10 protein-coding genes and 1 pseudogene are annotated in these 13690 nt (G+C 69.0%); 4 read left to right on the forward strand and 7 right to left on the reverse strand.

Going from position 1 to position 13690, the window contains the following annotated elements:
• Positions 1–28 precede the first annotated feature (28 nt).
• Together QF027_RS07200 and QF027_RS07205 are read left to right on the forward strand one after the other, a co-directional pair.
• Positions 29–421, forward strand: a complete 393-nt coding sequence (locus QF027_RS07200) for a nuclear transport factor 2 family protein (RefSeq protein ID WP_306985059.1) — start codon at positions 29–31, stop codon at positions 419–421.
• Positions 422–670: 249 nt separating this feature from the next.
• Positions 671–1159 (forward strand): IclR family transcriptional regulator domain-containing protein, encoded by a 489-nt coding sequence (locus tag QF027_RS07205; protein WP_307073498.1) that lies wholly within the window; start codon positions 671–673, stop codon positions 1157–1159.
• 789 nt (positions 1160–1948) lie between these two features.
• Here QF027_RS07205 and QF027_RS07210 read toward each other — a convergent pair.
• From QF027_RS07210 to QF027_RS07240, 7 genes and pseudogenes are all read right to left on the reverse strand, one after another.
• Positions 1949–3631: a CocE/NonD family hydrolase gene (locus QF027_RS07210; RefSeq protein ID WP_307073500.1), complete on the reverse strand. Its 1683-nt coding sequence runs from the start codon at positions 3629–3631 to the stop codon at positions 1949–1951.
• Between the two features lie 104 nt (positions 3632–3735).
• Positions 3736–4614, reverse strand: a complete 879-nt coding sequence (locus QF027_RS07215) for an alpha/beta fold hydrolase (protein ID WP_307073502.1) — start codon at positions 4612–4614, stop codon at positions 3736–3738.
• A gap of 468 nt (positions 4615–5082) precedes the next feature.
• Positions 5083–5651 (reverse strand): annotated as a pseudogene (locus QF027_RS07220) (TetR/AcrR family transcriptional regulator).
• A gap of 1101 nt (positions 5652–6752) precedes the next feature.
• Entirely contained in the window at positions 6753–7379 is a 627-nt protein-coding gene (locus tag QF027_RS07225; protein WP_307073504.1) for a CGNR zinc finger domain-containing protein, read from the reverse strand.
• A 122-nt stretch (positions 7380–7501) separates the two neighbouring features.
• A complete protein-coding gene (locus QF027_RS07230) occupies positions 7502–8290 on the reverse strand; it encodes an enoyl-CoA hydratase/isomerase family protein (protein WP_307073506.1) in 789 nt (262 codons plus the stop codon).
• 69 nt (positions 8291–8359) lie between these two features.
• Positions 8360–9580, reverse strand: coding sequence for an alpha/beta fold hydrolase (locus QF027_RS07235; RefSeq protein WP_307073508.1), 1221 nt, complete (start codon positions 9578–9580; stop codon positions 8360–8362).
• Entirely contained in the window at positions 9577–10299 is a 723-nt protein-coding gene (locus tag QF027_RS07240) for a flavin reductase family protein (protein WP_306985040.1), read from the reverse strand. Before QF027_RS07240 ends, QF027_RS07235 begins: the two co-directional genes overlap by 4 nt.
• A 331-nt stretch (positions 10300–10630) precedes the next feature.
• On the opposite strand from QF027_RS07240, the gene QF027_RS07245 reads away from it, so the two are divergent.
• On the forward strand, positions 10631–12310 hold the full coding sequence (locus tag QF027_RS07245) for an alpha/beta fold hydrolase (protein ID WP_307073510.1): 1680 nt from the start codon (positions 10631–10633) through the stop codon (positions 12308–12310).
• 75 nt (positions 12311–12385) lie between these two features.
• Positions 12386–13237, forward strand: coding sequence for an MBL fold metallo-hydrolase (locus QF027_RS07250; protein ID WP_306985037.1), 852 nt, complete (start codon positions 12386–12388; stop codon positions 13235–13237).
• Positions 13238–13690: the final 453 nt, after the last annotated feature.

Genomic DNA, 13690 nt, shown 5'->3' on the forward strand with positions numbered 1-13690 from the left:
CATATTTTTGAGTATCAGAGGTGGGCTCATGCATCCCTTCCGCAAGGCCGTCGAGAGCCGCGACCTGGACGCCGTGGCCGCTCTGCTGGCCGACGACGTCGTCTTCACCAGCCCCGTCACCTTCAAGCCGTACCCGGGCAAGGCCATCACCGCCGCGATCCTGCGCGGCGTGCTCCGGGTCTTCGAGGACTTCACCTACATCCGTGAGATCGCCAACCCCGACGGCCGCGATCACGCCTTCGTCTTCACCGCCACCGTCGCCGGCAAGCAGCTCCAGGGATGCGACTTCCTGCACTTCGACGACGACGGGAAGATCGACGAGTTCACGGTGATGGTGCGCCCGCTCTCCGCCGCCCAGGCGCTCGGCGAGGCCATGGGCGCTCAGTTCGAGCAGATCGCCCGAGAGGCCGCCGAACAGTAACCACGACGACGGACTTCGACGCGTGGTCATCGGCGAGGGGCAACGCCGGACTGACCGCCGCCAGCCTCCAACGCTGGGACTGCGCACCCTCCTGGCGGAGCGTCACAACGTCCTCACTGCCGTCGAGCAGGGTGAGCGCCTCGCTGATGATCTCCGCTCGCCGACGGGCGGGCATCGCGGTCAGGCGGGGAACGCGGCATCCGCGGCGGCGACCGCCGCGCGGGCTTGCTCGGGGGTCGCCGCGGCTGCGTGGCCGACGACCAGGTCGGGGGCGGCGGGGTTGCGGACGGCCGTCCACGCCTCGCGGTCGCTCCGGTCAGCCGACGCGGTATCACTGCGGTCATCGTCCGGTACACCCGCGACTCGGAGGTGCGGGGCTGGTGTTCGCAGTCGCGCGTGCCGGCGGCTCGCTGCCCACAGGACACCGACCTGGCCGACCATGTCCCCAACACGCTGAAGCCCCTCACACCGAACACCCACACCGACCACGACGCTCTGATCAAGGACCTGCGGGCCACCGCCGAGCGCGGATACGCCACCGACAACGAGGAGAACTTCGTCGGCGTCGTCTGCTACGGATTCTCACTCCGGTTCACCACCCCCCGATCGACGCAATCAGCTGCTCGATCCCCATCGACCGGCTCAACCCCCGCGAGGACCGAGGAACTCATCGAGGCCATGCGGCTGACCCGGCTGTCGATCGAGCGGATGGCGCCCATCGACCACACGATGCCGTAGCGCGTTCGCCCGACGGGACAGCCACGAGTCGCCCCGTCGACATCGCCGTTCACCCTCAGCTCGGAAAAGGGACCGCTTCGATCCATCCGGACCACCCCTGACCAGCAAGATCGTCCCTCTGGATCACTATCCGGAGGGTGATCGATTGACAATCCCCGCATGGGGCAACGCGTCATCGAGACCTGCCACTACCGCCGGCAGCTGCGGAAGCACCCGACCTGGGACTCCCCCGCCCCGCTGGAGACCCGGCAGCGCCACGACCAAGGCCGCTGCGAGTACGAGCCGAGCCGGACAATCGCCGCTACCTCACGGGGCAGCACCCTGCCCCCTTGCAGGTCGCCGTTCTTGCGCTGGCCCGCGACAACTTCACGGCAACTGGAACCACACGCTCCCCCCGACCCCGGAGCCACCGCCGGGAATTGGACTCCCTGATCGACCAGATCGCCGACGGCTGGCAGATGGTCGCCGACCGTGACCTGACGCGGCACGCCGGACGTCCCCGGAGCAGGCGGGCCACTCGTACCCCCTTGGCAGGCCCCCGGCGCCGTACTCGACCAGATGGCCGCCATCTCCGTATCCGGCCGCGTCATCGCAGGCCGCCGGGCAGAACGTGGTCGGTCTGCTGACCGAGGAAATCTTCACCGCGGCATTTGCCGAGGGGCAGGCGCCCTGGTGGAGGTCATCGCCTCCGCCGCAGGATGCCTGCCCCCTTCGACCGAGCCGACATGGCTACTTCGGCGCCCTTGCCCGCCGGAGCAACGGATCGGCCGGCTCTCCCCTCGCTCCCGGTCAGGCCGGAGGCACCACGGGCAGGACGATGCGGGACGGTCGAGCGAGGTCGTGGAAAACCTGCTGGCGGGCCGTTCGGGCCGTGGTCGCGCTCTCCTCGGGCTCGCCCGTGTTGAGGTTGCGGTCCCAGCGGGGGAAGTTGCTGGAGGTGACCTGAACCCGTATCCGGTGACCCGCCCTGAAGACGATGCTGGTCGACCACAGGTCCACGACGTGCTCGGCCGCCTCGCCCGGCGTCGCCGCGCGCACCCTCACGATGCCGTCGGTCACATTGCGCGAGACGCCGTTCTCGTCGACGTCGCACAGGCGGGCCACCCAGTCCGTCGAGGGGCCGTCGGTGGCGGCGAAGAGCACCGCCCGGACCCGGCCGGTCACCTCGACGTCCTCGGTGAGCGGTTCGGTGGTGAAGACCAGGACGTCCTCGCGCGCCTCCACGGCCGCCTGGTCCAGCGGTCCGGGACGGAAGTCGTCGGTCATCAGGAGCGCGCCGCCGGTGGTGGGCACCGGATCCATCGGGTCGTAGGTGTACTGATCGGCCTGCTCGGCGGTGGACGGCGGCTCGGGGGTCAGGCGTCCGTCGCCGCGCAGGTGGAAGTCGGTGTCCACGGCCCGCGACAGGGGCCATTCCGTCTCCTCGCGCCACTGGTTGACGCCCATGACGAACAGCAGCACCTTGCCCGTGTCCGGCTCCGGAGCCTCGCCGCCGCCGTCGCCGAGGAGGCGCTGGAACCAGTCGAACTGCAGGTCGTGCACGCGTCCCCGCATGCCCATGAACTCGGAGTGCGCAGCGAATCCGAAGTTGACGTCACCGACCACGTGCTGCCAGTTGGTGTGGGTCCACGGGCCCATGATCAACGTGGCGGACCGGCCGGCGCGGCGCATGGCGATGAAGTTGTCGAGCGTGCCCTGGGTGAAGATGTCGTACCAGCCGCCGAGTTGGAAGGTGGGCAGGTCGACCTCGTCGTGGCGGCCCGCGACAGTACAGGACCGCGCCCACTCGGGCTCCCGCCGGGAACGCTCGTAGCCCAGCTCAGGCAGATCGTGCCGGGCGAACGCGGGAAACCGCCCGGCGGGCAGCTCCCCGTAACCGCCGCGCGCCAGACCGTCCAGGTCCCGTACGAGTCCGGTGACGCCGCTCACGAGTCCGTCGAGGTCGGTGCGGTGACGTCGCATCAGGGTGTCGGCGCCGTGCATCAGCGTCCAGGGCGCGGTGATGCCGAGCTCGATCGCGCCGCCGCGCGTCCACAGACCGTCCTCCGGATCGGACCAGGTGATCATCGGCGCGATGGCCTTCAGCTCCGGCGGCTTCGACAGCGCCGCCATCCACTGGGTGTTGCCGAAGTAGCTGCCGCCGATCATGCCGACGGAACCGTTCGCACCGGGCAGCGCGGCGGCCCACCGCACGGTGTCGTAGCCGTCGCTCCCCTCGTACGTCCACGGCTCCCACTCGCCCTCGGAGGCGAACCGACCCCGGGTGTCCTGGATGACCACCATGAAGCCACGCCTGGCCGCGGCCAGCGGATCGAGTACGACGCCCATCATCGGGGTCTGCTTGCCATAGGGCAGCCGGGCCAGCAACACCGGCCACGGCCCCGTACCTCCGGGCCGGTAGACATCCGCGCGCAGCACCGTGCCGTCACGCATCTCCGCCGGAACATCGAACTCGATCCGTATCTCCGCCACGCGCTGCTCCTTTGCATGCGACGACGCTGTCAGACACATGGTCGAGCGTGGTCCACGTCCCGCACTACACCCGAACGGGGGTGACTACAGCGCTTTCGGGGCGGTCACGCCACCGCGTTCAGCAGGTCGGCCAGCAGGTCGGGCCGTTCCAAGGCGATGAAGTGGCCTGCTCCCGGCACCTGCGTGAAATCGGCGGCCGGCAGCAGCTCCTTGTCGGCCTGCCGGTCCGAGGGCCGCGACCAGTCCTTCTCCCCGTAGACGAGGTGGACGGGTGCCTTGACCTCCGGGTAGCGCGAGCGGGCGGCGATGAGGCTGGGCATGCTCTGGTACACGGCCCGGGCGACGCTCGGGTAGCCGGGGCGGCGGCCCACCTGGAGGAGTTCGTCGAGGTAGTCCTCCCGCAGCGCGCTCTTGTCGACCAGCCCGCCCTGCAGGATCCTGCGGACGACGGGCTTGGGTTCCACCCCGGCGACCACCGCGCCCACCCCCGGAGTGAGGACACCGCTGACCACCACACGGGCGAGAAGACTGGACCGGGCGATACCGCCGCGGAAGTCGTACGCGTTCACCGCGACGACGCGCCGGACCCGCTCGGGCAGGTCGGCCGCGGTGGTCAGGGCGAGCACCGCCCCCATGGACTCCCCGACCAGGGTCACGTCGTGGAGGTCGAGTTCGGTCAGGAGCCGCTTGACGCCCGCACGCATGGCCGGCTCGTCGTACGACGCACCGGGCACGATCTCGGAGTAGCCCATCCCCGGCAGGTCGAGGGCATACACGGTGTACTGGTCCGCGATCAGCGGGATGAGGGAGCGGAAGTGCTCGGCCTGGGTGCGCACGGTGTGCAGCAGGACCACGGGAGCGCCTGCGCCCGCTCTGAGGTAACGCAGGGTCCCCTCGTCGCTGCCGTGTCCTTCGCGCGGGGCGATGGTGTGGCTGGTGGTTCCCGGGATGTGAATCGTGGGACGTGGCTCTGTGCTCGGCATCTCGCTGGCTTCCCTTTGTGTGAACTGCTGCAGACGGTGATTCGGGTAGGGCCCGCCCGAAGGGGACGTGACCACGGACCAGCCCTTGGATCCATTGAGAAACCGACCGGTTTCCAACATAGTAAACCGATCGGTTTCCGAGCGCAAGGCTGAGTTTGTCATCCGCAGCGACAGGGTCAGCGCGCAGGAGACAAGCGAGCGTGTCATCCGCACAGCGGTCGCCGGTTCCACACTCAAGGGCCACTACGGCACGCCCAAACGCTCCAGCAGCAGGGGATGAGCCCCTCGGAAGCCGCGCACCTGCTGTTGGGCGCTGACGTCGACGAGCCGACGGCCTTCCTGGCGCGCGGCACGCCAGTCAACACCCTTACGACCACCCGACCCCCCTCGATTGCGGGGCATCAGAGACGGGAGCCATCGACCTGGGGAGGGCACACGGTCACGGTGCCTGCCCGAAAAGGGGATGCGTCAGTGCATGCCTGCCGCCTCGAGCAGGGTGGTCACGGTGGGCGTGACGAGCCCGGTCAGCTTGTCGGCCCCGATCCCCGCGCGGGCGCTGGCGCCGTCGAAGACCAGGCTGAGCTGCCGGGCCAGCAGGTCGGGATGGCGTGCCCCGCCCCGTTCGGCCTCGGCACGGAAGAAGGCGGTCAGATTCTCCTTGACCCGGTGGGCCACCTGGCTTGCCGGGTGGCTCTGGTCCTTGAGCTCGATCTGGGCAGCCAGGTACCGGCAGCCTTGGAAGTCAGGCGCACCCACCTGCTCCTCCAACTGGTCGAAGACGTACAGGATCCGCTCGCGGGGTGAGTGGTCGTCGTCCGTCATGGGCAGCAGCTCGGCAACGAAGGCGGAGGCGCGCCCCTTCAGGCTCGCCGCCAGCAGTTCGTCCTTGCTCGCGAACAGTGATACAGGGAGCGCTTCGACACCCCCGCCGCCTTGCACAGCGCCTCGACACCGATGGCGACGCCGTCTCGGTAGGTGAGCGTGGCCGCTGCCTCCAGCAGCCGCTCTCTGGTACTTGGCTTCACTGCGGTGGTCATGCCGCGAGGTTAACTCGATATGGACAAAACGAAAACCGATCGGTTTACGACGTTCGCCGGGGCGGTCTTCTGAGGCTTCGTCCGGGCGGGGACACGGCGCAGCCCCTGGCGGCCGCCCGTCGCCCCCGAAGCCGGAGAGTGCGGCCGCGATGAGGCCGACGGTCATCCTCACCCCCCTGGCCGGGCCCGCGCCCACTGGGCGCCGAGGTGGAGGATCTCTGCCGCAGCGGCTTCGAACTCTAGGAGGACGCGCGCGAAGGGTCGTGGCCGGCCTGCCCGTGCCGGATCTGGCAGACCGGGACAGTCGGGAAGCGGCCGTCGCCTCGGCCGGCGCGACGAACCTCCCTTGGGCCGGATAAGTACAGTGCCCGTGGCGATGAAAGGAACAGTCCCCGGCCGGACAGGTGCGGGTGTGGAATCCATGCTGGAGCAGGAACTTGCCCGGGCCCGAGAAGCCCGCGTCGATGCACTGGCGCGCGCGGTGGCAAAGCCGCTGCACCGATATCTACTGCGCCGGGCGGACGCGTGACATCACCCTTTCACGAAGCGGCCTCAACGCCGCCCTGCTGGCGGTAACAGTACATCGGGAGCAGCGATTCATACTTAGCCAAAAGACTAATGACTATGTACAAGACAAGTTGTTGACGGGCTGTGCCGCACTTCCGCTGGGCAACTGGGCCATGCGTCATCGCCGAGCCGAGCGCAAACGGCACAGACAGCTACTGGGCGGCGGCTCCGGACCGGGCGGGCCGGCTGAGGGGAATTCCGGCAGGAGCGGGACGAGTGACGTAGGTGTGACCAGGGCAGCGAAGGCCGCCTGCAGAGCCCGCCCCGCGATCAGCGACGCCCGCGTTCGACGCGCGGCCGCACGGGGCTCAAGCTGGAGACGGCCTGCGTGACGAAGCGGCAGCCGACGCGCATCCCGCGAACTCCGCCGGGCAGATCACACCGTACGGCGAGGTTTCCCAGCGTGCCGCGGCGAGAGGCGTCAGCCATGCTTCGGCGTCGCCGTCCGGCCGGGCTGACTCGGTCTCTGTGACTGAGCATCTTCGGCAGCGCCCGCACCGCGCGCGACGGCGTCCGCTTGCGGATGCCGTCGCATCAACGCGCCGAGGAGAGCCCGCGTTCCTTCAGACGGGCCCGATAAGCCCGTACGTTCTGGGTGTTCCCGCAGGTGGTGACGTCGTGCCAGAGACGCGAGCAGTTCTTGGAGCGGTCGTAGAACGCGCCGCGACAGCGAGGGTTCGCACACACCTTCAGTCGCCGCATCGTGTCGGCATACGTGGCGGCGGCCAGTTGGATCATGACGTACGAGCGAAGAAGTTCGACACCCTTGCCGCGAGCGTGTAGCCGCGCGCCTCCGGAGTCCAGACTGACGGCTGCCGTCGTCTCGATCGACGGTGCGGCGACGGCGGCGGGAGGTTCGTCGGCATGACCGGTGGCCAGCGCGGCACGGAGGTCGTCGCGCAGCGATCGGAGGCGACCGAGGCCCCGTGCATCAAGGGGGCATGGAACGGAAGGAGCGCTGGAGTCGGTACTGCTCAGCGTTGCGAGGGAGGACCGGAGCCATTGCTCCGCCGTATCGACGGACTCCAGGAGGTCAGGCCGGCGTGGCTTGCCCAGGCTCGCCGTGTTCAAGAGGTCCTGTACGAATCCCAGCCCGCCTGGGGCGTTGTGTTCGACTTCCTCATAGCGAGCCGAGGCCGGCCATTGGACCGCCGCACTCATCGTGTCCTCCTGGTGCCGTCAGGGTTCTTGCATAGCCTCTGTAAGAGCCTATCGCTTTCACCTGTGACCCATGGCCAGACCGCACGAGCGGGGCCGCCTGCAGGACGGCCCCGCGAGGGGACCTATTCCCCGGTGAAGTCGACGGTGGGTCGGGGCCGTCCTGCCTTGTAGGCCGTCACGGCCGACGTGAGAGCGACAGCCACATCCTTGGACTCGAACAGGGGGATGGCGATGTCGAACATCGAGTCGTCGGCGGCCTTCACGCCACCGGCTTCCCACATCCGCAGCAGCGCCTTGTGCGCGGCGTGCGCCCGGGTGGGCCCTGCGGCCACCTTGCGGGCGAACGCCCGAGCGGCCTCGAGGACTTCGGCATCGGGCAGGACGTGGTTGACGACTCCGGCCTGCGCCATGGTGGCAGCGGGAACCTGTTCCGAGGTCAGTGCCCATTCGTAGGCCCTGGCACGGCCCGCACGAGCGGCCGATCGGTAGATGCCGCCCAGCAGGGTGACTAGGCCCAGCGTCTGCTCGGGGTGCCCGAACCGGGCGCCCTCGCCGGCGAAGATCACGTCGGAGCGCAGGGCGAGTTCGAAGCCCCCGCCGAAGCACAGGCCGTTCACCGCCGCGATAACTGGCACGGGAATCTGCTCGAAGCGGTTGAAGGCGAACATGTACCGCTCGAACAGCATCCGCAGCTGCCGCACGTCGAGTTCGGGCCATGTGACGATGTCCCCGCCGAAGCAGAAGTCAGGCCCTTCGGCCCGCAGCAGGATCGCCCGCGCCCCCGATGACTCCGCCTTCTCGACCGCTGCGAGCAGTTCCTCGGCCATCTGTTCGTCGATACGGTTCTGCGGCGGGTTGTCCAGGACGATCTCGGCGACGTGGTCGTTGATGTCGAAACCAAGATGGCTCATCGGTCTTCCATTTCTTTCCTGCGGACACGGTTACCGAAGGTGGCCGCACGGGACAGACGGGGAACTGGGCTATGCGCCCTGAGCGGGCTGCGGGTCGCCCGCATAGAAGTGGTCAGGCGGGACGATGCCGGCCAGCCGGTCGCGGACCGTGGCGGAGAATCGCAGGACTGCTCCGAGCGGACGATGGTGGATCGCCGCCCGGACGACATCGCCCTCTGCGTTCTTCTCCAGAAGAGTGACGCCGGAGAACTCCACTCCGCCGAACGCCGTCGCCTTCCACTGCAGGTATGTCGTGGTCGCGTCGGAGGCCTCGGCCGTGAACTCCAGCGACTCGTAGATGGTGCTCGCGGCCGCGAGAGCAGAGGCGACGAGAGCCCGACCGGCGATCGGCCGGGCAAGAATGCTGGCCTCCAGCACGACATCCTCGGCGAAGCCCTGGGCGAAGGTGTTCTCGGAATGTTCCGAGAAGCCGCTGCGCCAGCCCGAAGCCGCATCGCCGGCATTCAGGTTCTGGAGGAAGCCGAGGACTTCGCGGGCCAGGGCGTGGGGGTACTCCACGTGCAGCCAGTGCCCACCGCCGGGAACCGTCGCCTGACGCGCAACAGGGAAACGAGGCGCGATGGCGCCGGTGACAACTTCCTCGGTGACGAAGCCGTCGCTGTCGCCGCGGACGATGAGGACGGGGCCGGAGTACGCGCTCGGTTCCGGTGCCTCCTCGACACCGTTGTTCCAGATGTCGACGTACCGTGCGACCACGGGCGGAGCAACCAGCAGGCCGCTGCGGCCCAGCGCGTCCAGTGCCTCCTTGTCGAGCGCCGGCGAGAGCTGGGTGCGAACGGCACGCTGGGCCTCCGCGTTCCCGCCGAGTGCCCGGAACGGCACGACGGCTTCCTCCGGCAGACGGGTGCCCCCGAGCGGGACCGGCGTGAGCAGAACCAGTCCGGCGACGCGCCCGGGCCGGGCGGCGGCCGCGAGTTCGGCAACCTGGGAGCCCATGCTCTGGCCCACCACGACGACGGGTCCCTTGATGTCGTCGACGACGGATGCGACCTCGTCGGCGAACAGGGCCAGGCTCAGCTTCTCCGTGTCCTCGGCACAGGACGCACGGGTCCCGGAACCCGGAAGATCGATACGCGCCGTCGCCACGGCTCCCTTCAGGGCTTCGACGAAGCCGTCCCAGACGGTGGCATCGTCCAGGAAGCCGTGGACGAGCAGCAGTGTCGGCGCCTGCGGGAGCGCCTCGCCACCGCCGGTACCGACTGGGTCGGTGCGAACAAGGTCTCTGGTCATTTCGGTTCCGTCCTCGTTGATCCGGAAGGCGACCATTCCGCCGTGTCGATGGGCGAGAAGTCCGTCGGACGTTCATCGAGCCGCGCGCTGCGCGTCACGCGCAGACGCTCGACGAGCTCCTCGGGAAGGGGGGTGGTGAAGATGTTGTCGACGAGCGAGTACTCGGCGGCCAGACGCCCAACGGCCCCCAGGGCACCGATGTCGATGCGCCCGCCGGGCAGGTAGAGGTCGTCGCGCACGTGGAAGCGCTCCACGCGCCCCCACACCACGTGGTCCGGCATCGGGGGCATGGCGATGATCCGATCGACCACGCACTCCATGGAGACAGGGGCGTCGGCGATCCGGGGCGCCGCTACCACCTCGGACTCGCCCTTCTCCAGGCCGAGTGCCTCGAATTCGTCGACCTCCGAGTCGAACTCGAAGGCGGAGCGGTGCACCTCGTCGGCATGGCCGATCGACGCCATGTTCACCACGAACTCACCGGTGTCCCGGATGTTGACGAACGTGTCCTTCAGGGTGACCTCGTCGGAGCGGGGCTGAAGGGAGATCGACACGATCGGGGGAAGGCGGCCGACGACGGTGAAGAAGGACACCGGGGCCACGTTGCCGATGCCCGCGGTCGACCGGGTGCTGACCCAGGCGATCGCGCGCGGCAGAACGCTACCGATGAGAAGTTTGTAGCTCGACCTGGCGTCGAGCGATGCCGTATCGATGATCATTTGCACTCTCCGTTGAACGCCTCATCCGAAGGGCTGCCGGTCTCGGCCTGCTCGGCGCCCGCGACGATGGCCGGCTCGATTCCCGGTCGGTACCGGGTGCGGATAGCCCCGGGGAAGCGCGGGGCGAGAGGGACGACCCCTGATGCGTACAGGAGCGTAGCGCTTACATATGTGACAACGCCAGGTGTGCACCACCTGAGAAATGACAGAGTCATACCGTTGTCACCTATGTACTTGGCTGTTAGGGTCCGCCGCTATGAGAGCAACAACGCTTCCAGGTCTCACCGGGGAACCGGCACTGGAGATGCTCCACGCCGCGCCACTGAGACCCGTGGCACCCGGAACACTCCAGTTGCTGTTCGTGCACGGTCTGGGCTACGCCGCCTGGGTCTGGGAGGACTGGATGGCCGCGGCGGCCGCGGCCGGACACGACAGCTGGGCGGTCTCCCTGCGCGGCCACGGCGGCAGCGGCGGCACCGCCGCCCGCTCCGCGCTGAGCGACTACGAGGCCGACGTCGTCCGCGCCGCACGCTCGCTCCCGGGGCCCGTCGTGCTGATCGGGCACTCCATGGGCGCGCTCGTCGTCCAACGCGCGGCCGCGGCGGCGAACGCCGCTGCCATGATCCTGGTCGCTCCGCTGCCCCCACGCCCCGCGGTGCACACGATTCTGGCGGTACTGCGCCGGCAGCCGTGGGAAGTGCCGCGCTACATGGCCGGCAGGCCGATCAAGCTCGGTCCCCACATCCTCTACGCCCACCCGGACGGCCCGGCGACGGCCGAGGCGAGCAAGCGCCTGACCCCCGACTCCCCGTTCGTCCAGTACCAGTTCCTCTTCCACCGGCCGACACGCGTGCCGCCGCTGCCGGCCCTGGTACTCGCCGCCGCGAAGGACCGGCTCGTGCCCCTCGTCTCCGTACGGGCCACTGCGCGGCGCTACGGGGCGCGACTCCGGGAAATCGCCGGCGTCGGACACACCATGATGCTCGACCCGGAGTGGTCCGAGGGCTGGAAGCAGATCGACTCCTGGCTCGCCGACGGCCCCCGACGGCAGCCCACCCCACCGGCGCCCCACCCACCCCGCGCGGCAGGAGTGCCAGTAAGGAAAAGAGGAACCATGGTTGACAGGCGAGACGTGGCCTTCACCGCCGACGGTGGAGTGACCCTGCGCGGCTGGTACTTCGTACCCGAAGGCGAAGGCCCGCATCCGGCCATCTCCATGGCTCACGGCTACGCGGGCGTCAAGGAGCACGCCCTGGAGGGCTTCGCCCGGCGGTTCGCCGAGGTGGGCTTCGCCGTACTCCTCCACGACCACCGCACGTTCGGCGCCAGCGACGGGGGGCCACGTCAGGACGTCAATCCGTGGGTGCAGGCCGAGGACTGGCGTCGGGCGATCTCCTTCCTGGAGGCGCAGCCCGAGGTCGATCCGGACCGGCTCGGTGTCTGGGGAAGCAGTTACGCCGGCGGGCACGCCATCGTGCTCGGTGCCACGGACCGGCGCCTGAAGGCCGTCGTCGCGCAGGTCCCGAACATCAGCGGCTACCGGCAGGGGCTTCGGCGGGTGCCTCCGCATCTCGTTCCCTCCCTTGAGGAGGGGTTCGCGGAGGAGGAGCGCAGCGCCGCCCGCGGGGAACCGCTCCAGTACCAGCAGATCGTCAGCAGCGATCCGGCGGTCCGCGCTTCCTACTACTCCGGCGACGCGGTCGACTTCTATCTCCAGGAGCTGCCGGAGGGAGTCTGGGAGAACAAGGTGACCGTGCGCTCCACCCGCATGGCGCGCATGTACGAGCCTGGGTCGCTCATCCGCAGGGTGTCCCCCACGCCTTTGCTGATGATCGTCGCCAAGGACGATCACCTGACGGTGACCGACGTCGCTCTCGAGGCCTACGAGGACGCCCTCGAGCCCAAGAAGCTGATCCTCATCCCCGGCGGCCACTTCGACCCGTACCGCGCCCAGTTCGAGCGCGCATGCTCGGAAGCACTCGACTGGTTCCAGAAGTATCTGCAGGCATAGAACGAGTGCGCCCCGACACGGCCGCCTCGACCGCGGGGCACGGGCCCCATGACAACCAAACGACAGGAGTCGGCCTTGGCCGGTAAGAAGGACCTTCGATACGCGGTCCACATCTCACCCTCGATCCCCACAGAGATCAGTGATCTGCCGCCCGGTGTGGAGCGGCGGATGTGGTCGCCCATCTCCTCGACGCTCGTCTACGGCGAGCGGGACGCGGTACTCGTCGACCCGGTCATGACGGTCCAGCAAGCCGTGGCGCTCGCCGAGTGGGTGGAATCGTACGACCGGAATCTGACGACGGTCTACGTCACCCACGGGCACGGAGACCATTGGTTCGGGCTGGCGACCCTCCTCGAGCGCTTCCCGAACGCCCGAGCGGTCGCCACGCCGGCGGTCGTCGAGCACATGGCGAAGCAGATGGAGCCGGGCTTCGTCGAGAGCTTCTGGAACGCGAGGTTCCCGGGCCAGATCCCGGACCGCCTCGTGGCAGCCGACCCGATGGAGGACCGGGTGCTCGAACTCGAGGGCCGGGAGTTGACGGTCGTGCCGCTCGGTCACACCGACACCGACGACACGACCGCGCTGCACGTCCCGTCCATCGGGCTCGTGGTCGCCGGGGATGCCGCCTACAACGACGTGCACCTCTATCTCGCCGAGTCGCCGAGCGAGGGCCGCAAGGCGTGGAAGGAGGCGCTCGGCGTGATTGCCGGCCTCGGAGCCGACCATGTGGTGGCGGGGCACAAGCGTCCCGGCCGACCTGACTCCCCGGGCATCCTCGCCGAGACCCGCGCGTACATCGATGACTTCGAGGACTGCGTCGCGCGCACCGCCTCCACTGAGGAGCTCTACCAAGCGATGCTGGAGATCCACCCGGACCGGGTCAACCCGGGCGCCCTGTGGGGCTCGGCCCGTTCGGTGAAGGGCTGACGCGACACGCCTACTCCTCCCCTGGTCCATGCGTCCGGCTGACAGCCGCTCACCGACCCGTGGTACGCGCAGGGCCGCGCTGTCCGGGCGGTCGGCCCTTCCGGAAGGCCCCACGACGGCGGGCCTTGCCTCCACCGCCCAGGGCGCAAACGATCAAGCAGAAGGCTTCCTCATCGAAGCAGCCGCTGCAGATTCCGCCTACGCATGGTGTGATCACTCGTGTGAAGCGTGCTCGTTCCGTTGCGGTAACGGCCCTGGGGGAAGGACCCTGAACTGTCAGTGGGTCAGCTGACCGGGAGGGCGTCGAACACCGCGTGGTGCACGCTGACGTGGGCCGATGCCGTGAGGCGGCCGATCACCGCCTGGTAGCGGTCCATGACGTACGCCTGCCGGACCTCCTCGCGTGCCGCGGCGAACGACTGGTGCCGGAAGTCGCCGCGGTGCGCGGTGAAG

It is taken from the genome of Streptomyces canus, assembly GCF_030816965.1.
In the GTDB taxonomy this organism is placed as follows: Bacteria; Actinomycetota; Actinomycetes; order Streptomycetales; family Streptomycetaceae; genus Streptomyces; species Streptomyces canus_E.

Excerpts from the sequence above, each read along its gene's own strand:
- QF027_RS07200 (WP_306985059.1), top strand. The coding sequence starts at position 29 with ATGCATCCCTTCCGCAAGGCCGTCGAGAGCCGCGACCTGGACGCCGTG.
- QF027_RS07215 (WP_307073502.1), bottom strand. The coding sequence starts at position 4,614 with ATGCCGAGCACAGAGCCACGTCCCACGATTCACATCCCGGGAACCACC.
- QF027_RS07225 (WP_307073504.1), bottom strand. The coding sequence starts at position 7,379 with ATGAGTGCGGCGGTCCAATGGCCGGCCTCGGCTCGCTATGAGGAAGTC.
- QF027_RS07230 (WP_307073506.1), bottom strand. The coding sequence starts at position 8,290 with ATGAGCCATCTTGGTTTCGACATCAACGACCACGTCGCCGAGATCGTC.
- QF027_RS07235 (WP_307073508.1), bottom strand. The coding sequence starts at position 9,580 with ATGACCAGAGACCTTGTTCGCACCGACCCAGTCGGTACCGGCGGTGGC.
- QF027_RS07240 (WP_306985040.1), bottom strand. The coding sequence starts at position 10,299 with ATGATCATCGATACGGCATCGCTCGACGCCAGGTCGAGCTACAAACTT.